Origin of the sequence: Aeromonas sp. ANP5, from assembly GCF_963870295.1 — a bacterium.
In the GTDB taxonomy this organism is placed as follows: Bacteria; Pseudomonadota; Gammaproteobacteria; order Enterobacterales; family Aeromonadaceae; genus Aeromonas; species Aeromonas veronii.
Genome location: NZ_CAWMRY010000036.1, coordinates 1 through 23,545 on the forward strand (window position 1 = coordinate 1; position 23,545 = coordinate 23,545).

Annotated in this window: 21 protein-coding genes; 6 read left to right on the forward strand and 15 right to left on the reverse strand. The window is 57.1% G+C overall.

Going from position 1 to position 23,545, the window contains the following annotated elements; translation table 11 throughout:
* The first annotated feature begins 150 nt into the window (after window positions 1–150).
* On the forward strand, window positions 151–1,347 hold the full coding sequence (locus tag AACT07_RS17795; protein WP_069529242.1) for an NnrS family protein: 1,197 nt from the start codon (window positions 151–153) through the stop codon (window positions 1,345–1,347).
* A 16-nt stretch (window positions 1,348–1,363) separates the two neighbouring features.
* Here AACT07_RS17795 and AACT07_RS17800 read toward each other — a convergent pair whose 3' ends face one another.
* Window positions 1,364–1,933 (reverse strand): helix-turn-helix domain-containing protein, encoded by a 570-nt coding sequence (locus AACT07_RS17800; RefSeq protein ID WP_005340196.1) that lies wholly within the window; start codon window positions 1,931–1,933, stop codon window positions 1,364–1,366.
* 119 nt (window positions 1,934–2,052) lie between these two features.
* Here AACT07_RS17800 and AACT07_RS17805 point away from each other — a divergent pair, with 119 nt between their 5' ends.
* Together AACT07_RS17805 and AACT07_RS17810 are read left to right on the forward strand one after the other, a co-directional pair.
* Window positions 2,053–3,228, forward strand: coding sequence for a benzoate/H(+) symporter BenE family transporter (locus tag AACT07_RS17805; protein WP_069529243.1), 1,176 nt, complete (start codon window positions 2,053–2,055; stop codon window positions 3,226–3,228).
* A gap of 122 nt (window positions 3,229–3,350) precedes the next feature.
* Entirely contained in the window at window positions 3,351–4,415 is a 1,065-nt protein-coding gene (locus AACT07_RS17810; protein ID WP_069529245.1) for a DUF3103 family protein, read from the forward strand.
* Window positions 4,416–4,484: 69 nt separating this feature from the next.
* Here AACT07_RS17810 and metF read toward each other — a convergent pair whose 3' ends face one another.
* On the reverse strand, window positions 4,485–5,375 hold the full coding sequence (metF, locus tag AACT07_RS17815; RefSeq protein ID WP_005340191.1) for a methylenetetrahydrofolate reductase: 891 nt from the start codon (window positions 5,373–5,375) through the stop codon (window positions 4,485–4,487).
* A 329-nt stretch (window positions 5,376–5,704) separates the two neighbouring features.
* Here metF and AACT07_RS17820 point away from each other — a divergent pair, with 329 nt between their 5' ends.
* Window positions 5,705–6,505, forward strand: a complete 801-nt coding sequence (locus tag AACT07_RS17820; protein ID WP_069529246.1) for a GNAT family N-acetyltransferase — start codon at window positions 5,705–5,707, stop codon at window positions 6,503–6,505.
* 73 nt (window positions 6,506–6,578) lie between these two features.
* On the opposite strand, the gene AACT07_RS17825 is transcribed toward AACT07_RS17820, so the two are convergent.
* The 12 genes from AACT07_RS17825 to AACT07_RS17880 form a co-directional block, all read right to left on the reverse strand.
* Window positions 6,579–8,054 carry an ABC transporter substrate-binding protein gene (locus AACT07_RS17825; RefSeq protein ID WP_069529248.1) on the reverse strand — a complete coding sequence of 492 codons (1,476 nt, stop codon included), beginning with the start codon at window positions 8,052–8,054 and terminating at the stop codon, window positions 6,579–6,581.
* 8 nt (window positions 8,055–8,062) lie between these two features.
* Window positions 8,063–10,042, reverse strand: a complete 1,980-nt coding sequence (locus AACT07_RS17830; protein WP_069529250.1) for a HAMP domain-containing methyl-accepting chemotaxis protein — start codon at window positions 10,040–10,042, stop codon at window positions 8,063–8,065.
* Between the two features lie 223 nt (window positions 10,043–10,265).
* A complete protein-coding gene (locus AACT07_RS17835; RefSeq protein WP_069529252.1) occupies window positions 10,266–10,862 on the reverse strand; it encodes an OmpW family outer membrane protein in 597 nt (198 codons plus the stop codon).
* Window positions 10,863–11,320: 458 nt separating this feature from the next.
* Window positions 11,321–12,994: a diguanylate cyclase gene (locus AACT07_RS17840; RefSeq protein ID WP_069529254.1), complete on the reverse strand. Its 1,674-nt coding sequence runs from the start codon at window positions 12,992–12,994 to the stop codon at window positions 11,321–11,323.
* Between the two features lie 121 nt (window positions 12,995–13,115).
* Window positions 13,116–15,944: an excinuclease ABC subunit UvrA gene (gene uvrA, locus AACT07_RS17845; RefSeq protein ID WP_069529256.1), complete on the reverse strand. Its 2,829-nt coding sequence runs from the start codon at window positions 15,942–15,944 to the stop codon at window positions 13,116–13,118.
* Window positions 15,945–16,033: 89 nt separating this feature from the next.
* Window positions 16,034–16,333 carry a curli-like amyloid fiber formation chaperone CsgH gene (gene csgH, locus AACT07_RS17850; RefSeq protein WP_253182278.1) on the reverse strand — a complete coding sequence of 100 codons (300 nt, stop codon included), beginning with the start codon at window positions 16,331–16,333 and terminating at the stop codon, window positions 16,034–16,036.
* A 125-nt stretch (window positions 16,334–16,458) separates the two neighbouring features.
* The gene (locus tag AACT07_RS17855) at window positions 16,459–18,048 is read right to left on the reverse strand and encodes a curlin (protein ID WP_069529260.1); all 1,590 of its coding nucleotides are present in this window, start codon (window positions 18,046–18,048) and stop codon (window positions 16,459–16,461) included.
* A 34-nt stretch (window positions 18,049–18,082) separates the two neighbouring features.
* On the reverse strand, window positions 18,083–18,604 hold the full coding sequence (locus tag AACT07_RS17860) for a curlin (protein ID WP_069529262.1): 522 nt from the start codon (window positions 18,602–18,604) through the stop codon (window positions 18,083–18,085).
* A gap of 187 nt (window positions 18,605–18,791) precedes the next feature.
* Window positions 18,792–19,628 (reverse strand): CsgG/HfaB family protein, encoded by an 837-nt coding sequence (locus tag AACT07_RS17865; protein ID WP_069529263.1) that lies wholly within the window; start codon window positions 19,626–19,628, stop codon window positions 18,792–18,794.
* 7 nt (window positions 19,629–19,635) lie between these two features.
* Complete coding sequence (locus tag AACT07_RS17870; protein ID WP_019445195.1) at window positions 19,636–20,037, reverse strand: curli assembly protein CsgF; 402 nt, start codon at window positions 20,035–20,037, stop codon at window positions 19,636–19,638.
* Between the two features lie 11 nt (window positions 20,038–20,048).
* Window positions 20,049–20,492, reverse strand: a complete 444-nt coding sequence (locus AACT07_RS17875) for a curli production assembly/transport protein CsgE (RefSeq protein ID WP_069529265.1) — start codon at window positions 20,490–20,492, stop codon at window positions 20,049–20,051.
* The gene (locus AACT07_RS17880) at window positions 20,492–21,139 is read right to left on the reverse strand and encodes a LuxR C-terminal-related transcriptional regulator (protein WP_069529267.1); all 648 of its coding nucleotides are present in this window, start codon (window positions 21,137–21,139) and stop codon (window positions 20,492–20,494) included. The genes AACT07_RS17875 and AACT07_RS17880 overlap by 1 nt, the downstream gene beginning before the upstream one ends.
* A 426-nt stretch (window positions 21,140–21,565) precedes the next feature.
* Here AACT07_RS17880 and AACT07_RS17885 point away from each other — a divergent pair, with 426 nt between their 5' ends.
* Window positions 21,566–22,153 carry a single-stranded DNA-binding protein gene (locus AACT07_RS17885; RefSeq protein WP_069529269.1) on the forward strand — a complete coding sequence of 196 codons (588 nt, stop codon included), beginning with the start codon at window positions 21,566–21,568 and terminating at the stop codon, window positions 22,151–22,153.
* A 149-nt stretch (window positions 22,154–22,302) separates the two neighbouring features.
* Window positions 22,303–23,046, forward strand: a complete 744-nt coding sequence (locus AACT07_RS17890) for a substrate-binding periplasmic protein (protein WP_069529270.1) — start codon at window positions 22,303–22,305, stop codon at window positions 23,044–23,046.
* A gap of 72 nt (window positions 23,047–23,118) precedes the next feature.
* Here the strand turns inward: AACT07_RS17890 and AACT07_RS17895 are convergent, their stop codons facing one another.
* A complete protein-coding gene (locus AACT07_RS17895; RefSeq protein WP_019445191.1) occupies window positions 23,119–23,244 on the reverse strand; it encodes a hypothetical protein in 126 nt (41 codons plus the stop codon).
* Window positions 23,245–23,545 lie beyond the last annotated feature (301 nt).

A 23,545-nucleotide genomic window follows, 5' to 3' on the forward strand; every position in this document is an offset into this window, starting at 1 on the left:
CAGCAAAAAAGTTCGTTCGCTCAGATATCAAGCAATCACCTCTTTTTTTGCTCGAAATGACATCAATTCTGACTATTGCCGGATTTAAATTGAACATTTGAAAAGCCAATTTTATAATTACCATCTCAAATGTTTAATTAGAATGCCCTCATGCATCAAATCCTCGATAGCCATAAGGAAGAGCAAATCGTCCCGCTGTTCCGCTTGGGGTTCCGACCCTTCTTCTTGTTTGGGGCTCTGTTTGCGGCCGTCGCCATGTTGCTCTGGCTGGGGCAGCTCAACGGTTGGCTAACCTTGCCAGGGATTGCCAACCCGATCTGGTGGCATGGTCATGAGATGCTGTTTGGTTTCGGGGCTGCCATCGTCGCGGGTTTTCTGCTCACCGCGGTGCAGAACTGGACGGCCCATCCCGGTGTTCGGAGCTGGCCATTGGCAATGGTGGTGGGGTTGTGGATGTTGCCAAGGACCTTGTTACCCTGGCTGGGTGAAGAGAATACGATTCTGATGTTGGCAGACCTGCTCTGGTTGCCGCTTTGCGCCTGGTTCCTTGCCAAGCCTATCTTGATAACCCGGCAATGGCGCAACCTCTTCTTCGTGCCCCTGTTGCTGATACTGACCCTGCTCAATGGCGCCAGCTGGTTATGGCATAAAGAGTGGACCACCGTTGAGCATCTGCTGATCACCACTGTGCTGTTGTTTACCAACCTGATCGCTGTGATGGGTGGAAGGGTGATTCCGTTCTTCACCGCCCGGGCAACCGGTCAGGAGAAAGCTGCACCTCAGCTCTGGCTGGAACGGGCGGCGCTCGCGGCACTGTGGCTTATATTGCTGTGCTGGTTGCTGCTCCCCACTCAATGGGTCACCAGCATATATATAGTGCCTCTCTATATAGTGGCGGCGAGTTTGCATCTGTGGCGGCAACTGCGTTGGCATCTGCCATCGACCCTTGCGCATCCCCTGCTGTGGTCACTCCATCTCGCCTATCTGTTTATCCCTCTTGGCCTACTCGCACTTGCGGCACATAGCGCGGGTCAGCCCATCACGTTGTCGATGGCCAGTCACCTGCTCAGCGCAGGCGGTATGGGCACCATGATCCTGGGCATGATCGCGCGAGTCTCCCTCGGCCATAGCGGTCGGGCCTTGCAGGTAGGACGCAGGATCACTGGCGCATTCGCACTGGTTATCGCCGCCGCCACAATGCGGGTGGTGATTCCCCTGCTCTGGCCTGCTTATACCCTGCATGGCTGGAACCTCAGCGCGCTTGCCTGGATCGCTGCTTATGGTCTGTTTGTCTGGGTCTATACCCCGATACTGATCCGCCCCAGAGCAGATGGTCGACCGGGTTGATGACTGCGGAACATGTTCAGGGTGTTGCCAGCGGATAGTGGATCAGGTTGTGGAAGATCGCCGGGGCTATGCCCAGATTGCGATAACCGTGGGGGCGATCGGCAGCAAAACGCACCGCCTCTCCTTGCACCAGTGAGCGCCACTCCCCTTCCACCAGCACCTCCATCATGCCACTGATGACGATGACATGCTCGGTCACTCCCGGCTCATGGGGCTCGGATTCACGCTGGTAACCCGGCAACAGGGTCAGTTCAAGCAACTCGAAACCAAACCGGTTTTCATAAGGGAAGAGGGGGGCCACTTGCATGCCCTCTCCCGCAGGCTGCTGGCGAATGGCATCGGCGGTGCGATAGAGCACCTCTGCCTGCGCAGCGGGTGTGGGCTCAATAAAACTGGAAAATGAGACTCGAAAACCGGTGGCTATCTTCCACAGCGTCGCCACTGTCGGGCTGGACTCTCCCCGCTCAATCTGCCCCAGCATCGCCTTGCTGACACCCGTTTCGCGCGCAGTGGCATCCAGGCTCCAGCCGCGCTCGCTGCGCAGCCCCTTCAGTCGAGCAGCCAGATGCTGACTCATCTCTTGCATAACTGCCTCTTTATTACTCTTGCACGATGCACCTTGTGCGCTATAACGCACAGCGATATAGTCAAAGCTGTATTGTACGTAATAACGCACAGCGCGTCACAACGCCAAGAGGAAGAGTCATGCCCTTCGCACTCCCCCATCTGGTCGCAGGCTTTATCGCCGTGATGGTCGGCTACACCAGTTCCGTCATCCTGATCATCCAGGCCGCCACGGCAGCGGGTGCTGATACTGCTCAAGTCGCCTCCTGGCTCTGGACGCTGGGGATCGGCATGGGGGTGAGCTGCATCGGCCTCTCTCTCTATTACCGCATACCCATACTAACCGCCTGGTCCACACCGGGCGCGGCACTGCTGATCATCACGCTTGGCAACTTCACTCTGGCGGAAGCCATCGGCGCCTTTGTGATCTCCTCCCTGCTGATCACGCTGTGTGGCATCAGCGGCTGGTTCGACCGTTTGATGAAACATATCCCGGCTCCACTGGCCGCCGCCATGCTCGCTGGCGTGCTGCTCAGATTCGGATTGGATCTGTTCAAGGTCGCCCCGCAAGATCCCTTGCTGCTTGGCACACTGCTGCTGGCCTTCCTGCTGGGTCGTCATCTCTGGCCCCGCTATACCATGGTGCTGGTACTGGGAGTGGGGATGCTGATCTGCAGCGTGCGGGGGGATTTGCAAATGGGCACCCTTCACTGGCAACTCGCCAGCCCGGTCTGGACATGGCCAGCCTTCTCCCTTGATGCTCTGTTTGGTATCGCGCTGCCGCTGTTCATTGTCACCATGACATCGCAAAACATGCCGGGAATTGCCATCTTGCGGGCCCATGGCTATCAGCCTTCCACCTCCTCGCTGATCAGCTGGACTGGCCTGACTGGCCTGCTGCTCGCCCCTTTTGGCGGCTATGCCTTCAATCTGGCCGCCATCACTGCCGCCATCTGCATGGGCAAAGAGGTCGACCCGGATACCAAGCGCCGCTGGCCAGCTGCGGTATGGGCGGGTTGCTTTTATCTCGTGACCGGCTGCTTCGGCGCAACCGTCGCGGCCCTGTTTAGCGCCTTTCCGGCAGCCCTTGTCACCTGCGTCGCTGGTTTGGCCCTGTTAGGCACCATCGGCAGCAGCCTGCACTCGGCCTTGCAAGAGGATGAAGCGCGAGAAGCTGCGCTGCTCACCTTTATCATTACCACGTCCGGGATCAGCCTGCTCGGCATCGCGGCAGCCTGCTGGGGTCTGCTGATTGGTCTGGCTATCTATCAGTTCCAATCATATCGACAAAGGAATCAATTGAACCTCAAACCGTGAACCTCTGCACACTATCCAGATAAAATGATTCACAAGTGAAACTAATTTCCTTCTAGTGGTGCCAGGGCACCAATCTTCCCGGACATGGTGCCCTGTCAGGTTCCATGCAACGGAGTATAAAAATGAAAAATCAGGCTGTCTTGTTACTACTGGCCATACTGGGTGCTACGAGCGTCCAGGCTGCCGATACGGATCGAGAGCTGGCTCGCCAGCTCGCACTTCAGCAGAAAAACCTGCTGCCCCTGCTGAGCAACCAGCAATACCAGAGCCCGCTTCCCAACCTGCTGCAGAAGGCCAGCCCGCGCCTTAAACGGCAGGCGAGCGATGCCAACCAGGCAGCCATCAGCCGGCAAGGACTGGATGGCGAGGTCAAGCAACTGATGCAGTTGCGGCTGGCCAACACCGATCAGGCCGCCGCACTGCAACAGGGGGTCGAACCGCTGGTCGCCTATGTTCCAAGTGGAGATGAGAAGAGCTGGAGCGCCATTGAAGCGTTCGACAGCGCTGGCAATCCCGTCTATCTGGATGTGGACAAGGCACCGGCCCGGCCGGTTCTGGTAGTCGAAGCCGATCCCGTCAAAGCCAAGAACGCAGGCTTGAAGGTGATGCGCAAGGCGCTGGCCGATGCGGACCTGCAAAGCGCCCCGCGAGTAACGGCCAGCACGGCGCCACTCAAGACCAGTATCCTGAAAAAGATCAGACTGAAGGATGATCAGGAGCCCTGGCTGCTCGGCGCAGCCGAAGTGTATGCAGTGGTCGCAGGGGTTAATCCCAGCCGGGATGAACCAGTGGTCGATATTGTCGACATGCCCTACCTCGACTATGACAACACAGACTACACCCCCAACCAGATCCTGGTTTACTGGGATCGCTATCGCTGGGGTGCCGTCGATGTGGTTATGATGGAGCAGGATGACAACGTCAACTACAAGGAGCTGAGCGCCCTGCTGATTGAAGCTCTCAAACTCGGCTTTACTGCGGGTGGCGTGCCGGAAGCCCTGCCCTTCCTCGATCTCGGCGGTCGCATCGTCAAGGCACTGCCCGACTCCTGGATGACCAATAACGACGACTATCTGGATACCTTCTACACACTGGAGCAGGATCAGGTCTATCGCCAGTATCCGGGGGCTGCCGGTAATGCGGTTATCGATCTTGAGCCAAAAGAGATCGCCCCGACCAGACCTTGATAATCGGCCATAACGAAAAAGCCAATGAGCAACTCATTGGCTTTTTGCTTTTATCGCGGTGACCACCGGTCAACCCTTGGGACGAACCCCCAGAGTATGGCAGATGGCATAAGTCAGCTCGGAGCGGTTCAGGGTATAGAAGTGGAAATCCTTCACCCCTTCCTGACTCAGCACGCGCACCTGATCGATGGCGATGCTCGCCCCCACCAGATTGCGGGTCATCTGATCGTTATCCAACCCCTCGAAACGCTGATGCATCCAACGCGGGATCTTCACGTTGGTAAAACCGGCAAACTTGGCCAGGGTCTGATAGTTGGAGACCGGCAGGATCCCCGGCACGATTTCAGCATCGATGCCGATAGCGGCGCAGCGATCCCGAAAGCGCAAATACGTTTCCACATCGAAGAAGAACTGAGTGATGGCGCGGTTGGCACCGGCATCAATCTTGCGCTTGAGATTGAGCAGGTCGGATTGCGCACTCTTGGCCTCCGGGTGACCTTCCGGATAGGCGGCAACCGAGATATCGAAGTCCGCCTCTGACTTGAGCAGGGCAACCAGATCGGTGGCATACATATCCGGTTTCTCCAGCCCCTGCGGCAAGTCACCGCGCAGAGCCACGATATGACGAATACCGCTGTTCCAGTAGTCGCGGGCGATGGTGCGCAGCTCGTCGCGGCTGGCATCGATACAGGTCAGGTGCGGCGCCGCAATCAGGCCTGTCCGCTCCTTGATGTCCTTAATCACCTTGTGGGTGCGATCACGGGTACCGGAGTTGGCGCCATAGGTGACGGAGACGAACTTGGGTTCCAGTACCTTCAGCCGTTCGATGGACTGCCAGAGGGTATTCTCCATCCCTTCACTGTTGGGCGGAAAAAACTCGAAACTGACCGATATATCGCCATTCAAATCTGCCAAGCTCTGGTTGAGCGCCTCAACCTGACGTGCACTGTGAAATCCCATCTGCTCTTCTCCCTGTCCTGCAATCCATCTGCCTACGTCAAAACGGATGTTTGGACGTCTAAACGTCTTTATATTTATGAGTAAAACGACACAAAGTCAACAGGGATTTACCTCACATCCGATCTGACGAACTTCATAATTACAAAATTAACGGTACGTAACCGAAAAGTGCCCATCCCAAAATTGCCCCAGTCGAGTTATGATGGGGTCAGATCGTCCTGGACGTTCTGAATCTGCGTGTGATTGTTTGGCCGGAGGTTTCTCCGGCCCCTTTTCATCTATTTCCCACTCCTGCCGATAACAGAATGAGTCTTTGCAGGAGCACCATCATGGATACCCACCCCGGCTTTGCCACCGACTTGCTGTTCGATCGCTATCAGGGCGAGGTTGTTCAGCACGATCAGTTCTGGGCGGTTCGCACGCCGGATGCTCCCGATTACTACTTCGGCAACTACCTGCTACTCCCCAACCCACCCAGCGACCGTGACAAAGGCTGGCTGGAAGCCACATTTGATCAGCTGATCGGCCAGGATCCTCGAGTGCGCCACCGCACCTTCCAATGGCCGCTGGCCGCCGGGCAAAACAGCCGGATCGCCGGTTTTGTTGCAACGGGATACCAATATATGGAGTGCGTGGTACTGGCGCTGGATGAACAGAGCTGCCCACCTCCTCACGACGACATGAACAAGGTTGAGGCACGCACCTTCACCACAGCTGATTGGCCTGAGTGGCTCGACTTCGAACTCCATGAGCGGGATGAGGGGCACACGGCAGAGAGTTATCTCCCCTATCTGCAATCCCGCTGGGCGCTCTATCAGGCCATGATTGCCGATGGTCTCGGGGACTGGTGGGGGATCTGGCAAGAGGGGCAACTGGTCGCCAGCTGTGGTCTCTTCTTTTGCGGCACACTTGGGCGCTTCCAATTGGTACGCACACACCATGCGTGGCGCAACCAGGGGTTATGCCGCCAGTTGCTGAGTCAAGTGGCTCGCGCAGGATTATCCCGTGCCAAACAACTCATCATAGTGGCCGACGAACACTACCATGCCCAGCGCATTTACCGCTCTCTGGGGTTTGCCCCGGTAGCCCGCATCGGCAGCCTCTGCCGCTGGCCCCACGAAGCACAATAAAGCGATACATGCTGGCCGCGAACCATAAAAAAACGGGAGGCTGATGCCTCCCGCTCTTATTGATGCAGATGACCTATTGCTGTGGCTGCTGTGGCGCTTCCAACTCGTTGGAGAGCGCCTGTTCCACCTCATCCGACTGCGCCGGTAATGGGGCAGCAACCGCTGATGCGGGTTCTGCGGAAGTCACAGCTGGTGCCACCACGGCCGATGTTTCACTGGTCGCGGGGGCTGCGGACACCTCAGTCGCTGGCGCTGAAGCCGAAGCAGGAGCAGGGGCAACAGCATCACACTGACAATCCGCGCTCTTGGCCTTGTTGCCCTGATGAGGGGCATACCAGCCCTTCAAGCCACTTTCCAGTCGATCAGCGGCAGCTTTGGGCTCCATCTTGCCAAGCAGCACAGCCTGACTCACCTCTGCCAGTTCATCCCCCAACTTGGGCGTACCACGGGAGAGGATCTGGGTCGCCACCCGAATGGTCGAGTCACACTGATCGCGCCACTCCATCATCTCTTTGGCCGCCGGATTGGTGACATCGAAGAAGTGGTTGGAGAGGGAGAAGAATCCCGGCAGCGAGTTGGTATAGAGCTCGGCAAATTGCGGCGTCGTCAGCCACTGCAGAAAAGCCATTGCCCCCTCTTTATTCTTGCTGGCCGGATTCATCCCCATACCGATATCGGTGTGGTCGGTAAAGAAACAGCCATCACCCTGTTTGGCCACCGGCGGACGCATGACGCCAAAATCGACCTTGCCGGTGAAGGGGGCAATCTCCCAGGAGCCCGCCACGTAGATGGCGGCCTTGCCCGAAGTGAACAGCTCGTTACTGGTCGCATAATCGCGGCTCTCTCCACCTTCACCGAGGTAGGAACGCCAGCGGGCCAGCTCGTCGAACACCTTCACATATTGGGGGTTGTCCAACCGCTCCTGCCCGCCGATCAGTGCCAGACGGCCGTCCTCCCCCTTCCAGTAGTTGGGGCCAATGTTCTGGAACCCCAGTTCGGAGGCAACCCAGCTCTCGGAACCACTCATGGCCAGCGGCACATAGCGACCGTCGGCCTTGATCTTGTCCAGCACGGCGAAGAACTGATCGCGGGTTTGCGGCAAGGTGAGCCCCAACTCACTGAAAATCTTCTTGTTATAGAAGAAGCCATGGATCACCGAGGCCATGGGTACACAGAAGGTCTGGGCACCGGAATCGGTCTGCCAGGGTGACTGGGCAAAACTCGGGAAGTTCTCCATCCCTGCCATCTCGGTCAGCTCGGCCAGATGGCCCGCCTTGAACAGGGCGAGCGAGTCATCAAACGGACGACAGGTAATAAGATCCCCCGCCTTACCGCCTTTCAGGCTCTCCCACAGAGTGGGCATGTAGTTGACGTTCTGCACCGGATGAAAACTCACCTTGATGCCGGGATGCGCCACTTCAAACGCCGGGATAATCTTCTGCTCCCACAACGCCTTGTCATCGGTTCGCCAGCTTTCAATCACCAGCTCGCTGGCCATCAGCTGGCCACACAACAGGAGACTCAGGGCTCCAATCCACTTTTTAGACATAAGCCCTCCTAGACCTTGAAATGTGCGATCAATTGCTGCTGTTTGGCGACCAGGTCGGCCAGCACTTCGCTGCTGCTGGCGGATTCGCGCGCCTCCCGCTCAGTCTCGTATGCCACATCGGCAATACCGGCGATATGACGAGCGACCCCCTGACTGACGGAGATCTGCTCCTGAGCGGCATGGGCCACCTGATCCGCCATCGATTTGATGGCCCCCATCCGATCAGCAATGGATTGCAGCGCCACATCCATCTCGCGAGTCTGCTCGACACAGCTCTGGGTCTGCTCCTGGCTACGCCCCATCACTTCAACCACATGCTTGCTGGAGCTCTGCAGGTTCTCAATCATCCCCTGGATCTCTTCGGTCGAAGTCTGGGTGCGATTGGCCAGCGCCCGTACCTCATCGGCCACCACCGCAAAACCGCGACCGGCATCGCCAGCACGAGCCGCTTCGATGGCGGCGTTCAACGCCAGCAGGTTGGTCTGCTCGGCAATGCTGCGGATCACATCGAGAATGCTGCCGATATTGTTGCTGAATTCCCCAAGCTTATAGGTGATGCCGACCGCCTCCTCCATGGCGCCAGCCAGCTGCTCGGTGATCCGGCGAGTGGTGGCCACTTTCTGGCGACCATTGCGCGCCTCTTCATCGGCCAGATCCACTTCCCGCTTGGTGCCATCGGTAGAGCGGGCCACCTCGGTGGCGCTCACTTCCAGCTCGGTAATGGCGGCGGCCACCTGATCGGTCTGGCTCTTCTGCTCCTGCACCCGGGACATGGCCCGTTCGCTGATCTCGGCGGCGCGGCTCGCCTCATCCACCAGATGGCGGGAGCCCGCATTGATTTGAGAGAGCAGCTCGCCGGTCTTGCCCGCCAGCGTATCGATAGAGCGAGAGAGGCTGCCAAATTCGCAACTGCTGCGGTAGTTGATGCGGCGGGTCATGTCACCGGCCGCCATGTAATCGAGCTCCTTGTTGATCATCTGCAACGGGCGCTGAATGCTGCGCGCCGTGGTATAGCCGATCACCAGTGCGGCAGCGGCCGACATCGCGGCAACCACCAGGATCCAGAAGCTGGCGCTACTGACCGCTGCATCGGCATTGATCCGGCTATCGCTGGCGATGGCTCCGGCAGACTTGCCCATCTCATCGAGCAAATTGAGGCTGTTGACCAGACTGGCATCCAGCTGCTGATTTTGCGTGGCCAGCGACAGCGCCAGTTGCTGAGCCTGACGCATGGTTGCCAGCAAGCCCTGAGCGCCAAGTGCCAGCTCCTGCATCCGATCCAGATTGGAGACAAAGCGCGCTTTCACATCATCGGGCACCAGCACCCGCTCCAACCGCTTGCGGGCCATCTCGATGTCCTTGCTCAACACCTTTTCCAGCTCGTTCAGGTCGGTTTTGGCATCGGCACGGCGGATATTCTTCAGGTCGCGGGCGATACCCGAGGTAATAAGCTCCGCCTTGTTGCGCATGGAGCGCTTGCTGGCGGTCTGTTGCAGCAGCAAATCCGCCACCCACTGGTAGGTATCCTCAAGGCGGATAAATTCCATCTCCAGCTTGTGGCGCTGCTCCAGTGCACTGACCCACTGCCGATGCTGGGCCAACACCTGATCCGCCAAGCCATAAAATTGGGTGGTAGCACTCTCGACCTGCTGGAAGCGGGCACGAGCATCCGCTACATCGGTAAATTTACCCATCTCCTGACTCAGCTGGGCGAAGCGGTTCTGCTGCTCCTTGAACTGATTGGCCAGCTGCGGCAACTGGGCGGCATCTTCACTGGTGCGGTAGACCAGCACCCAGCGGTTGCTATCCTGCAGTGCCCCCTTGAGGCCTGCGACAGCCACGACCAGCGGGGTTGCCCGGTCAGATACGGCAGAGAGGCCGTCATTTATACCCTTGATTTTAAAGGTACTGATCACACCAAGCAGGATCAGCAACAGCAGCATCAACACGAATCCGGCGATGATCCGCTGCACGATAGATAAACCCATGGAGACATCCTCACTCATTGGGGGGAAGGTAAAGTGAACATAGTCACTATCGGCAGGGGTGGCGAATAACTGAAATATAGCGGCAGGTATTTAATTGATTTGTATCGGGTTGGATCACAGTCCAGACAAAATCAGCCAACCAAAAAAAGCCCGGCACAAGCCGGGCTGAAAGAGACGTACTTTGCTATCTTCCGCGATCCGTTCAGAACCGCAGTCAGAATCATTAGAAGCGGTAGCCAACACCCACCATAAAGGCCATCGGGTCGACCTTGGTATTAATGGTGCCAATCGCTGTATGCACATCGGTATCGATATCCATGATCCAGGCTGAACCGTTGACAAACCAGCGGTCAGTGATCGCCATATCGATACCAACTTGTCCGGCAACACCCCAGGAGTCATCGACTTTGACATCGGTTCCTGACAGTGCACCACGACCCTCTTCATCAAAGAAGGTGGTGTAGTTCACGCCAATACCGACATACGGGCGAACCTTGCTTTGAGCATTGCCAAAATAGTACTGACCCATCAGAGTCGGCGGCAAATGCTTGATCTTGGCAACTTCAGCGCCACCCAGTTTGACTGAATGAGAGAAGGGGGTTGCAGCCAGCAATTCGACACCCCAGTTATCAGTAATCATGTAAGAGAGAGTCAATCCCAATTGCATGTTGTCATTAATTTCCAGCTCTACAGGCGTGCTGCTTTCCTGCGGCGATACAAATGCCAAACCACCACGAACCAGAATATCACCAGCCTGATGGGCCATGGCGAAAGGAGAGGTCACTGCAGCGGCAATCATCAGAGGAAGTAATTTTTTCATCACGTAATCCCTTTTTTTGTTTTCATTTGATGCTGTAAGCCCGCTGACTATATGCCCTTGTAAATGCAAAGTTATTGACTTGGAGCAAAGGTTGCACAGAAATAAATCGATTGGTGTGACATCTTTGCGCGCCCTCCCAATCTCGTTGAGTCCCCAGACAACAAGCTGAAATACCTGTTTCGACAGGTTGTAACTACCCGCATCCAGCGCCAAAAGGGGCAAACAAACCACATCTTATTGCGCGGCAGAGTGGCTATTAATTGTTGTTAATATGGGCAAATCAGCGTATTTTTTGCGCCATACAAGTTACTGGGAAGTAATGGTTTATTTATGAAAAATGAGTCGAAATGGCAAAAGGTGGGGGCCTTTCTCGCGGCCGTGTGGGGAATCGGATCCTTTCTCTTTATCCTGCTCGGTTTTATTGTCGCCCTGGCCTACCTGGTATTGGTACGGCAGGGTTAATCCGGGTTGACAGAGTGCAGCAGGGTGATATTCCCCCCTTCAGCAAGCTGTTCCGGAGTCTGGCCCATGCCCTCCGCAGAGAGGGTACCAGCGTAGCCACACCACCGATTTCGCCCGCCGACTTTGGCCTGATACAGCGCCATGTCCGCCAGTTTGAAGCTATGACTCCAGAATGAATCCGGGTACTCCGGGTGCAACGGATAGCGGCAGAACCCCAGCGACACCGTCAACCAGAGTGGCGCATCCTCTCTGCCAAAGCGGTGCTGAGCGACACGCTGGCGCAGATATTCGACCCGCAACGCCAACTCTTGCTCGTCATCCACTTGTAGCAGCAACAAGAACTCCTCCCCGCCCAGCCGGATGATAGGCTCGCGCTCCCCTGTCACCACCTTGCGCAGCAGATCCGCCAACTGTTTCAGCACCAGATCCCCGATGTCATGGCCAAGGCGGTCATTGATCCGCTTGAAATGATCCAGATCCAGCAGCAATAACAGACAAGGTTTGGCCCGGTTGGCCTGCAACCAACCATCGAGATAGCGACGATTGAAACAACGGGTCAAGGGGTCGGTGAATGCAGCCATCTCCATCTGGCTGGATTTTTCCAACAAATCATCGTGTTGCTGACTGACCTTGCTGGCCATCTCCTTGAACTTGCCGCTCAGGGTCGCCATCTCGGCGCTGCTGTCGATATAGGGGATCAAGGTGGCATCTGGCCGATCGCCAAAGCGTTGCAACGCCGACACCAGCTGCTGCAACGGGGTAAGCACAATGCTGTTGAGCCGATACATGGCGATCATGACGCAGATAAAACTGATAAACAGCATGCCGATAAAGGTCCAGAGCGCCCCCTCCATGACGCCACTCAAGATCTTTCTCTCCTCCTCAATCACCAGAGTCAGCACCGGCTGGTTATCGCTGTTGAGCAGTCGCACCTCTCCCCTGAGCCGGGTGAGCCCAAGGTCGATCAGGCGATACGTTATTTGCGGTTTCAGTGGTTTGAAGGTAGCGGTGACATCCAGATTGGCGTGGGAAATCGCCAGAGGCAGCGCGGTACGCTCAGATACCTGCTCGAGATAGGCCTTGTCGAGCCAACGTACAACCAGCAAGAAACCGTTGAACGGAGCCGACTCGTCACTGTTTCTGATCGGCTGCCACGAGTACATCAGCGGCCCCCACTGGGAAGCGCGGATCCCGTGCAGATTGATGCCCCCTTGCGCCACCGAGCGCGCCCTTAACTGCTTTTTCAGTTCATCAAGGAAGTAGGGAAACTGGTCCGGATTGATCCCCGGCGCATCGGGTAGCAGGGTGCGCGTCCAGATTTCGTAGCCGGTGAGATCCATGAAGCTCATCAGGTTGAGACTAAAATCCCGCATCGACATATCACTGAACAGGTTGGATTCGATGTACGCCCTGCTTTTGTTGTCCATAAAACGGTGACTGTCATCCCAGATGCCCCAATCCCGACTGAATGCATCCAGAGCGGCCACATCCGCCTGCACCGCCTTGGTAACGCGCAGCAGATGCTCCTTCATTCGCTGCTCTTCAATCCGGCTGGCAGACGGGATCTGGGCCCACGCCAGCAGGACCAGCAATAGCAGGATCGCCCCCAGCCAGATGGGGAACATGGAGTAAGCCAACTGATGATCAATCGTGCGCGGAGCCTGAGCCATAACCCGATATATCCATTACCATGATGCTGAGATGCCAAGCCTGCCCACACTTGACGAGCTTCCCCCTATGCTCCCGATTTTTATAACAAAAAGGGGCCAAAGGCCCCTCGATTATAACGGCTTATCGCGCCAATAGCGGTCGTAAAAAACGAGCTGTATGAGACTCTTTATTAGCGCAAATCTCCTCCGGCGTCCCCGTCACCAGAATGCGGCCACCACCGGCGCCTCCCTCTGGCCCCAAATCGACAATCCAGTCGGCAGTTTTTACCACATCAAGGTTGTGCTCGATGATGACGATGGTGTTACCGCGATCCCGCAGCTGGTGCAGCACCTTGAGCAGTTGCTGGATATCGTGGAAGTGCAGCCCGGTGGTCGGCTCATCCAGAATGTATAGAGTCTGACCGGTATCCCGCTTGGAGAGCTCCCGCGCCAGCTTGACCCGCTGTGCCTCACCGCCCGACAAGGTAGTAGCCGACTGGCCAAGACGGATATAGGAGAGGCCCACGTCCATCAGGGTCTGCAGCTTGCGCGCCACCGCCGGCACCGGATCGAAGAACTCGCGGGCATCTTCCACCGTCATCTCGAGGATTTCGTGGATGTTCTTGCCCTTGTACTTCACCTCCAGCGTCTCACGGTTGTAGCGCTTGCCCTTGCAGACATCGCACGGCACGTAGACATCCGGCAGGAAGTGCATCTCCACCTTGATGACGCCATCCCCCTGACAGGCCTCGCAGCGGCCCCCTTTCACGTTGAAGGAGAAGCGGCCCGGCTGGTAGCCGCGTGAACGCGCCTCCTGGGTGCCGGAGAGCAGCTCGCGGATCGGGGTAAACAGGCCGGTGTAGGTGGCCGGGTTGGAGCGCGGGGTACGGCCGATGGGGCTCTGGTCGATATCCACTACCTTGTCCAGATGCTCCAGCCCCTCGACGCTGCGATAGGGTGCCGGGGTGGACTCGGTCGCCTTGTTGAGCTCGCGATGAGCGATGCGGAACAGGGTGTCGTTGATCAGGGTCGACTTGCCGGAGCCGGAGACGCCGGTGACGCAGGTCATCACTCCGATGGGCAGATCAAGATTGACGTTGCGCAGGTTGTTGCCGCTCGCCCCCTTGAGTTTCAACCACTTGCCGGTAAGCGGCGTGCGCTCGGCGGGAATGGCGATCTGCTTGCGACCGGAGAGGTAGTCACCGGTCAGCGAATCCGGATTGTCGATGATCTGCTGGGGGGTGCCCTGCGCCACGATACTGCCACCATGCACACCCGCCCCCGGGCCGATATCCAGCACATGGTCGGCGAGGCGGATGGCATCCTCGTCGTGCTCCACCACGATCACCGTGTTGCCCAGATCGCGCAGATGGGTGAGAGTCTTGAGCAGCCGCTCGTTGTCACGCTGGTGCAGACCGATGGAGGGCTCGTCCAGTACGTACATGACGCCCACCAGCCCGGCCCCGATCTGGCTGGCCAGTCGAATGCGCTGCGCTTCGCCGCCGGAGAGGGTCTCGGCACTGCGCGACAGGCTCAGATAGTTGAGGCCGACGTTCACCAGGAAGCCAAGCCGCTCGACGATCTCTTTCAAGATCTTCTCGGCAATCTGGGCGCGCTGGCCGGTCAGATTCAACCCTTCGAAGAAGGCGAGCGCATCGCCGATGGACTGCTCGGCGATGGCCGGCAGGTTACGGTTGTCGACGAATACATGGCGCGCCTCCTCCCGCAGTCGGCTGCCACCGCAGCTGGTGCAAGACTTGTTGGCAATGTACTTGGAGAGCTCTTCGCGCACCGAGTTGGATTCGGTTTCCCGGTAGCGCCGCTCCATGTTGTGCAGGATCCCCTCGAACGGGTGCTTGCGCACTACCACGTCGCCGCGGTCGTTCATGTAGCGGAACTCGATCTCGGTGCGACCGGAGCCACGCAGGATCACCTCCTGGGTCTTGACCGGCAGATCTTCCCACGGCGCCTCCAGATCGAACTTGTAGTGCTCGGAGAGGGATTTCAGCATCTGGAAGTAGTAGAAGCTGCGCTTGTCCCAACCACGGATGGCGCCGTTGGCCAGACTGATGGCCGGATCGCCGATCACCTTGGCCGGATCGAAATATTGCTGCACCCCGAGGCCATCGCAGGTCGGGCAGGCTCCGGCCGGGTTGTTGAAGGAGAAGATGCGCGGTTCCAGCTCCGACATGGAGTAGCCGCACTCCGGGCAGGCGAAGTTGGCAGAGAAGGTCATAGAGGCAACCCCCTCCTCCCCGTCCATCGGCACTACCAGTACGATGCCACCGGAGAGGGTCAGCGCCGTCTCGAACGACTCGGCCAAACGCAAGGCAAGGTCCTCGCGCACCTTGAAGCGATCCACCACCACCTCGATGGTGTGCTTCTTGTGCAGCTCCAGAGTCGGAGGATCTGAGAGATCGCACACCTCGCCGTCGATACGGGCACGGATGTAGCCCTGGGCCGCCAGATTCTCCAGCAGCTTGGTGTGTTCCCCCTTGCGATCGCGCACCACCGGGGCCAGCAGCATCAGCTTGCTCCCCTCCGGTTGGGCCAGCACCTGATCCACCATCTGGCTGATGGTCTGGGCGGCGAGCGGAATGGCGTGGGTCGGACAGCGCGGCTCACCGACCCGGGCAAACAGCAGACGCAGGTAGTCGTATATCTCGGTAATGGTACCGACGGTCGAGCGCGGGTTGTGGGAAGTGGATTTCTGCTCGATGGAGATGGCGGGCGAGAGCCCCTCGATATGGTCGACGTCAGGCTTCTCCATTAGGGAGAGGAACTGGCGGGCATAGGCGGAGAGGGACTCCACATAGCGGCGCTGCCCCTCGGCATAGAGGGTATCGAACGCCAGAGAGGATTTGCCCGAACCGGAGAGGCCGGTGACCACGATCAGCTTGTCGCGGGGCAGGGTCAGATTGATGTTCTTGAGGTTGTGGGTGCGAGCACCCCGGACCACGATCTTTTCCATCTTGTTGCACGCTCGATACAGAAACCTGAGCGAGTCAGTATGGCATAGAGACTACTGGATGAATAGACAGTTATGAGATGAAATGCGCATCATCCGGCGCACCCCATCTGCTCTTTTTTCTCCACCAGCAGCCGCTCGTTTTGCCATATCCGGGCGGTGACCTCGACCCGATAGGGGCAACGCAAACCCAGCCCTATTTTGCCAACCGCCATGACCACTCCAGCCTGCAGCGACAGATTACGGCTCTGGCGCTGAGTCGTGCTCCCGGCCGCCCCTTCGCCACGCACCAGCAACCTGAAGCTCACCTTCAAATTGCGCTTGCTGAGCAGCGTCGGTGCAAGTGACAGCCCCTGTTCGCTCTGCACCATATTGAGGGACAAGCGGATCAACGGATCGGGTTCTATCTCGGTTTCCCTTGCAGTTGCTGGTGAAGGAACGCGATAAACCAGCATCAACCCACAGAGCAGCACCAATAAAAGAGGGGCCCGCAGGCCCCTGAATCCGGAGATGACCATCAGTTGCTACCAGAACCCTGATAGACATAGGCCATGTTATCGCTGCCATAGACAGTCACATTGGCAGTGTTGAGGCTGTCGGTTTGTGCAACGTCGACTTCGTTATTACCACCACCCATGCCGCCATTGACGTAAACGTTGGCCACGTGTTTTTCACCGAACTGGCTCACGGTGAGCGTGTTGTCGCTACCCAGATAGGATTCGACCTTGGCATTGTTCAACTCACCATCCTGGGTCACTTTGACCACAGAGTCAGAGTGAGACGCATCGGCATAAGCCCAGTTGTCAGTGCCTTTCTGAGCCACGACCAGCTCGTTGTCCGAGCCCCAGGTCCAGGCTCCTTTGCCCTCAACGCCACGCGCGGCGGCAACCTGGTTGCCAGTGCCGTTCTGGTCAATATCGACCTTGTTGCGACTACCTTCCTCTTGCACTGCATTGGCATAGTTGTCGCTACCCAACTGATCGATAGTGACAGACCCACCCACGCTGCTGGCCAGCTGATCAACCACTGCCTGGTTATTGCTGCCATTCTGAGTGACCTGTGCAGTGTTGCCAGACCCCTGCTGGTTGGTATCGGCCTGGTTGCCATTACCCAGCTGAGTCACGACCGCCGTTTCACCAGTTCCGCTCTGTCTGGCATTGGCGATGTTCTCGTTACCATTCTGGGTGATGGTCAACATATCATCGGTGCCACTTTGGTCAGAGTCGATCTGGTTACGACTCCCGGTCTGGGTCAGAAAGGCGGTTTCACTGGAACCAGCCTGCTTGGCCAGCAGGTTGTTCCCTTGTCCGGCGGTCGCACCAGACTGCTGGGCTTTCACGCTGCCAGCGGTCCCGCTTTGCTCCACCGTTGCCACGTTGGCCAGCCCCAGCTGAGTGACCTCGGCAGTGTTGTCATTGCCACTTTGCTTGACGACCGCAGAGGTGCCCTCGTTTGCGCCGTAACCGAAGTTGCTTGTACGTTGTGCGACTAAGGCCGTGTTATTGCCACCCTCTTGAGCCACGCTGGCAACGGCACCATCGGATTCGCGTTGATCGACATCCGCATTATGCCCACCTTCTCCTGACTGGGTAATGGTCGCGCTGGCATAATCAGACCAGTAGTTATTGATCTGCGCGCTGTTACCATCCGCTTGCTGCTCAATCACTGAAATGGCGCCGTTACCATCATCCTGTTTAATGAGAGCATTGTTACTGTCACCGAGCTGGCTCACCCGGGCAGTGGCCTCACCGTTGTAGTACTGCTGGGTAATCGAGGCCTTGTTCAGCTGCCCGCTGGTATCAATGGTCGCTGTCGATTTATTGGTCACCCCCTGCTGCAATACCTCCCCTTCGTTCTGGCCACCGGCTTGCTTGATATCAGCAGTGGAAGCACCGGTATTGCGCTGCTCGGTCAAGGCGAGGTTGTCGTTACCCTGTTGATAGATCGCCGCCTTGTTAGCCGTGCTCTCCTCGACCTGCTGGATGTACGCCAGGTTGCCGGTGGAGAATTGAGCCTGAGTCACCTCAGCCTGATTGCCAGTAGATGCCGCCCAAGCGGTGCTGGTCGCCAGAAGAACTGCCGAGGCAATGATGGTACGTTTAAACATGATTTCCCTCTCGTGCTAATGGTTGAGCCTAGGCTCAGTTGGTTTGAACGACATTTACTTGCTGATTGGCTCCCGTCTGAATAACGGTTGCCGCCAATCCGTTACCGTTTTGCTCGATGCTGGCCTGATTGCAATCACCCAGCTGGATCGCCCGGGCCTGATTGTCTGCCCCTTGCTGACTGATCCAGGCTTCATTGCCGCTGCCTTGTTGCAGCAGCCAAATCCGGTTATTGATGCCCGCCTGATAGAGCTCGGCGCTATTGCCCTCGCCCAGTTGCGCACCATTGACCCAGTTCTCATCTCCCACCTGGGAGAGCGACAACTCATTGACCCAACCCTGTTGCAGCAGACGCGCCTGATTCAGCTCCCCTTGCTGGATGAGATGCAGTTGCTGCTCGCTACCGAGTTGCCACAACAGCGCCTGATTTCCATCGTTCTGCAGACCGGAATCCAGCTCGCTTGCCATCGCCAGCTCGTCGAAGACGGCAGGCTCTGCGGCGAGTTGCGGGGTGCCCGATATCAGCAGAAAAAAGAGAGCACTCAACAGGTGTTTCATCGCGCCATCGCCTTGTTGGAAAACGCCCACAGTATCCCTGTCAGACCAGAGGTGGCCTATCAGGCACTCCGCTGATTCGAGGATGAAAAGCGCCGCCCTGTCGCTGAGCAGAAAGTCTTAATTCGTATTCGATGGAGGCCAAAAAAAATGCCCTCCACCAGGGAGAGCATTGTGAGAACGGGAAAACTCAAAGTAGCGGGGCATTGTCTTGCAGGTACTCCTGCAGGATCGGATTGTCGATATCCCGCTGGTCGGCCAGTTGCCACAGATTGTCCCGCACGCCATTGGCTATTAGTCGGATCACCCCGGACTCGATAGCCGACATGACACACATCTGTACCGGTTCGTTGGTGCTGAAACCGGCCTCGGCCTCCAGCAGGCGCTTGTACTCGACGAAACGGAATACCCCGGCCTGCACCTGTTGCGACAGTACAGTCTTGGAGGTGGTGACACTGTTCAGGATCCGGCCAGAACGGATATCGACGGCTCGCAGATTGACCGTCACCTGATCGACGCGGTACTCCCCGCTGGCACCGATGCCGAAATACTTGGCCCCCGCCCCGCCGGTTCGCACATTGCTGTCATAGGCGACGATCCCCCCCTCGATCAGGATGTTGGCGGCGACTAGCGAGGGCAGTTGATTGACATTGTTGCCGGGAACGTTGGGCTTGTTCTGAGCCGCCCGCACAATCTTGCGTTCGGTCAGCAGGTTCTGCAGCCCTTCCCGCTCCAGCGGCACAAACCATTGGGAATCCCACAAGGCCGTGCTCAGCATGGCGACCCCACCCTGGGTGACCGCCGTGGAGAAGTTGGACGCCGGAGCAGGCAGGTACTGACCGGTCTGATCGCGAAAATCGTAGACGGCCGCGACAATTTTCCCTTTTGGCTTGGGCAGACTGATCAGCTCCTTGTAAGAGACGGATCGCGGCATCAGGGTTGCCTTCTCATCGGCAACGGGCGAGCCGATATGGGTCGCACAGCCAGCCAGCGCAAGCAGGGGCACTATCAATAGTTGTCGTTTCATCGCGCCCTCAGTCAGCAATCAGACCATTCACTTCGATCATGGTGGTCTGGTTGGTCACCCGGTCGGTGATCGAAACCACCAGGGTGCCATCTTCATCCACCACATTGATGGCAAAATCATCGGTCACCAGACTGCCGCTCTGGCTGCCATCCTTGCCGATATCGGCCAGCAGTTGGCTGATGAGGCGGGATTGCAGGTTGGAGGTCAGGCGATCCAACGCCGAGGTGCCGCTGCTACCGCTGCCACTGGCGGGATCCTTGTAATCATTCTGCGCATTGGCGGTGCCAAGCAGATGACTGCTGTTGAGAGGGTTACCCCCAAAGCTGGGGTTGACGGGGCGATAGACAAGCTCCGACGCATGGAGCGTTGGCGCTATCAGGGCTGCAACTAGCCATAACCGGGCACGCATGAGAAATATCCTTATAGTTCATCATGTTCCAAATCGAAGGTATCCATGAACAGGGTCGCGATCTTCTGCTGTTCGAGGGTCTGCCTGACCTGTGACCAAGCCAGTTTGGCGCTCTGTTCCTGCTGATTGCGGCCGGGAGAGAGCGCGGTTTTAAAAATCACCTTCCGGTTATGAGTGATCCAGATCAGGCTGCCCCAGCGGGCTGTCGGGCGCTCATGAATCGTCAGATTTTCTCTGGCATCCGGGTCTTCATCGCTGCGCAATCGGGTAAATTCGTTATAAAAGCCCTGACCGAAGCGGGTAAAAGTGCGATCCAGCACCAGACCATCCACATCCAGCCGATCACTCTCCTGCTCCGGCTGTACCGACTCCAGCGGTGCATCGGCCTCGGCCGCCACAACGGTCGTGCAGCCCCAGAGCAGCGCGAGGCAACACGCAAGAGAGAGCGCTTTCATCAGTGGGAGTCCGGAGCATCGAGATACTCTTTGGCCCAGCTCACCGCCTGGATCCGGTTCTTCACATTCAGCTTTTTAAAAACGTTATAGAGGTGGGATTTGACGGTGTGCTCGCTGACAAACAGGCTGTCGGCGATCTCGACATTGGAGGCGCCCGTCATCAGATAACGGATGATCTCCTGCTCTCTGGCGGTCAGCAGGGTGTCGTTACGCAGCAGATAACTGTTGCCCTGGCGATAGTATTCGACCAGCTCGCACAGCAGGTGGCGCGGCATCCAGTACTCGCCCAACAGGATTTTCTGCAACCCGGCAACCAGCCGGTCGAGCGGATCCTGACGGAAAAACAGACCACAGATCTGCGGCCAGATCAGCAGCAGGTCGCGATCCGTCGCAGTGGGAGCATTGAGCAGCACGGTGGTCGCCATGCCAAAGCGTTCGGAGATCGCCCGGTTCCAGCCCAATGACTGGCCAGAGCGGATATAGTCGAGATCGATGAGAAACAGCGTGCCGTCACACTGGTTATCTAGCTGATTAATCTCGTGGATTAGCTGGACGGGACGGCTCAAATGAGAGATGAGGTATGCAGCAAATGTGCTGGCCTGCACATTATTTTCAGTGACCAGTGCGATCGGGCATGCGGCTTTCATTGTGTGCTCTTCCTTGAACCTGTAAACCACCTAATCTGGCCGACTGAGTCTACCAAGGAGGTATGGGAGCACAATATTAAAAAAGTATGAGAATGGATCTCATAAATATCGTAACCATATGTTTTTAGTCGATTTAAAAACCGATTCCAATTCGCCAATCAGCCAGCATAACAGGAATATATGGCAGAAATGTGATGCCGGACGCGCCGGAAACAGCTGCAACCCGACCATCACTACAGCAGGAGCCAACAGTTACCTTTGGCGCATCAAGCCGGTTAAGGATGCTGCCAATCCGCTTCGCAACTGTTACTATGACCGTCACATGCGTCTGCGGGACATTGCGCCCCGCACACAGCAACTAATCAGGTATCTAGTCGTGTTGGACCAGGTTTCGACCTGGCCGGTAAATAAGGTGGAAGAGAGATTATGGCCAGTCGAGGCATCAATAAAGTCATTCTGATCGGTAACCTCGGGCAAGACCCGGAAGTACGCTACATGCCGAGTGGCGGTGCTGTGACCAACATTACTCTGGCTACCTCCGAAACCTGGCGCGACAAGCAGACCGGTGAGCAGAAAGAGCGTACCGAATGGCATCGCGTCGTCTTCATGGGCAAGCTGGCCGAAGTGGCTGGCGAGTACCTGAAGAAGGGCTCCCAGGTCTATGTGGAAGGCAAACTGCAAACCCGCAAATGGCAAGATCAGAGCGGCCAGGAGCGCTACACCACTGAAGTGCTGGTCGACAGCTTCACTGGCGTGATGCAGATGCTGGGTGGCCGTCCGCAAGGCGGTCAGGGTATGGGCCAGAACATGGGTGGCCAATCCCAGGGTAACTGGGGTCAGCCACAGCAGAGCATGCCTGCCCAGCAGCCGATGAATCAGCAGCGCCCGGCACCAGCTCCGCAGCAGAGCATGCAGCCGCAAGGCGGTTATGGCCGTCCTGCCCAGCAGCCGCAATCTGCGCCGCCGGTATATAACGAGCCGCCGATGGATTTCGACGACGATATCCCGTTCTAAGAACAGAATATTGAAAAGGCCCTGATAACTCAGGGTCTTTTTTTATGCACTCAGGCTGAACCTCTCAACCCGAAAGGGATATAACGCTTTTTGGTTGCCTCCCCTACAGTGATGGATATTCTCCACAGGAGCGCTTTGTGAAAAGTGCAATGAAACTGCTCACCCCTTTATTGCTAATGCTGACCAGCTTGCTCTCCGGCCAGTTGCTGGCAACGCCACTCAAGGTCGGGGTCAGCTTTGCCATCCCCCCTTATGTCATCGAAAGTAATCAGCGTGGCATTGAGCTGGATCTGCTGAAAGAGGCGTTCGCTGGCAGCGGCTATGAGCCCAGCTTTGAATTTCTGCCGCTGGAGCGCACCTTCCGCCTGTTCGAGTCAGGAAAGCTGGATGCCATCATCAACGTCAGACCCGGTATGGTTGATCCTCACGTTCTGACCCAGCCCGTTATCACCTTCCATAACCGGATCTTCACCCTGCGCAGCACCCACATCAGTACTCTGGACGATCTGCATTCAAAACGGGTCACCGCCTTTCAACGGGCAAGGATCATTCTGGGGGGCGCGTTCGCCACCATGGCCAACCAGAATCCCCACTATGAGGAGGTAGCCAAGCAGCAGGTGCAGGTACATCAGCTGATGCGCGGCAGGGTGGATGCAGTCGTACTGGAGGAGCGGGTGTTCTACTACTACCTCGACCAGCTGATTGCCACCGCCCAGGCAGGCGAGCACTACGAGCGCAATCAGGTCAGGCAAGCAGATCTCTTCCCGCCCACTGTCTATCACTTTGCCTTCCGAGCGGCCGATGCCCGCAATCTGTTTGATAAGCGCCTTGAGGCGATGCGTCAGGATGGTCGTTATCACCAGATTTTCGCGGCTTACGGCGCCACCCCGTGAGCCACAAACATAAAAGCCAGCCGGTAAGGGCTGGCTTTGTACTGGCTCCGAAGGAACAGCAGTAGGGGAGCGTTACTTCATTGCGCTGCCGTTTTTCAGTTCTGCTTTCTGACGTTTGGCTTCGCGTTTCTCTTTCAGTGACATCTGCGGTTTTTTCTTGGCATCTTTGCCGTTGTGATGTTCTTTGTTACTCATCATCAAACTCCAAAAATGTTACCCAGACAGTTGGTTCCTCATGGGAGCCAGCATGTCATCCGAATCATCAACTTAAGTACGCTTGGTGGGATGGTGCAAGACCATCACCAGACCCAGCATACCCTCCAGCGGCATCCGGATCCAGCCTCATTCTCGTCCAAAAAATGCAGTGCTCCGCCCCTTGAGCGCGGAGGCCAAACGACCTCGACAGGAAAGACCAAAAAAGAGTAATTCGCATTATTAAATGTTGTCACGCTTATATTAAGCCATCGTTACCTGGATATTTTCACGGATAAATATAAAT

What these genes read in the sequence shown, in the direction of transcription:
- AACT07_RS17810 (WP_069529245.1), top strand. Translation starts at nt 3,351, where the DNA reads ATGAAAAATCAGGCTGTCTTGTTACTACTGGCCATACTGGGTGCTACG.
- AACT07_RS17800 (WP_005340196.1), bottom strand. Translation starts at nt 1,933, where the DNA reads ATGCAAGAGATGAGTCAGCATCTGGCTGCTCGACTGAAGGGGCTGCGC.
- AACT07_RS17895 (WP_019445191.1), bottom strand. Translation starts at nt 23,244, where the DNA reads ATGATGAGTAACAAAGAACATCACAACGGCAAAGATGCCAAGAAAAAA.
- AACT07_RS17865 (WP_069529263.1), bottom strand. Translation starts at nt 19,628, where the DNA reads ATGAAACGACAACTATTGATAGTGCCCCTGCTTGCGCTGGCTGGCTGT.
- AACT07_RS17795 (WP_069529242.1), top strand. Translation starts at nt 151, where the DNA reads ATGCATCAAATCCTCGATAGCCATAAGGAAGAGCAAATCGTCCCGCTG.
- AACT07_RS17860 (WP_069529262.1), bottom strand. Translation starts at nt 18,604, where the DNA reads ATGAAACACCTGTTGAGTGCTCTCTTTTTTCTGCTGATATCGGGCACC.
- AACT07_RS17890 (WP_069529270.1), top strand. Translation starts at nt 22,303, where the DNA reads ATGAAACTGCTCACCCCTTTATTGCTAATGCTGACCAGCTTGCTCTCC.
- AACT07_RS17870 (WP_019445195.1), bottom strand. Translation starts at nt 20,037, where the DNA reads ATGCGTGCCCGGTTATGGCTAGTTGCAGCCCTGATAGCGCCAACGCTC.
- AACT07_RS17875 (WP_069529265.1), bottom strand. Translation starts at nt 20,492, where the DNA reads ATGAAAGCGCTCTCTCTTGCGTGTTGCCTCGCGCTGCTCTGGGGCTGC.
- AACT07_RS17840 (WP_069529254.1), bottom strand. Translation starts at nt 12,994, where the DNA reads ATGGCTCAGGCTCCGCGCACGATTGATCATCAGTTGGCTTACTCCATG.
- AACT07_RS17880 (WP_069529267.1), bottom strand. Translation starts at nt 21,139, where the DNA reads ATGAAAGCCGCATGCCCGATCGCACTGGTCACTGAAAATAATGTGCAG.
- AACT07_RS17835 (WP_069529252.1), bottom strand. Translation starts at nt 10,862, where the DNA reads ATGAAAAAATTACTTCCTCTGATGATTGCCGCTGCAGTGACCTCTCCT.
- AACT07_RS17805 (WP_069529243.1), top strand. Translation starts at nt 2,053, where the DNA reads ATGCCCTTCGCACTCCCCCATCTGGTCGCAGGCTTTATCGCCGTGATG.
- metF (WP_005340191.1), bottom strand. Translation starts at nt 5,375, where the DNA reads ATGGGATTTCACAGTGCACGTCAGGTTGAGGCGCTCAACCAGAGCTTG.
- AACT07_RS17830 (WP_069529250.1), bottom strand. Translation starts at nt 10,042, where the DNA reads ATGGGTTTATCTATCGTGCAGCGGATCATCGCCGGATTCGTGTTGATG.
- AACT07_RS17820 (WP_069529246.1), top strand. Translation starts at nt 5,705, where the DNA reads ATGGATACCCACCCCGGCTTTGCCACCGACTTGCTGTTCGATCGCTAT.
- AACT07_RS17855 (WP_069529260.1), bottom strand. Translation starts at nt 18,048, where the DNA reads ATGTTTAAACGTACCATCATTGCCTCGGCAGTTCTTCTGGCGACCAGC.
- uvrA (WP_069529256.1), bottom strand. Translation starts at nt 15,944, where the DNA reads ATGGAAAAGATCGTGGTCCGGGGTGCTCGCACCCACAACCTCAAGAAC.
- AACT07_RS17885 (WP_069529269.1), top strand. Translation starts at nt 21,566, where the DNA reads ATGGCCAGTCGAGGCATCAATAAAGTCATTCTGATCGGTAACCTCGGG.
- AACT07_RS17825 (WP_069529248.1), bottom strand. Translation starts at nt 8,054, where the DNA reads ATGTCTAAAAAGTGGATTGGAGCCCTGAGTCTCCTGTTGTGTGGCCAG.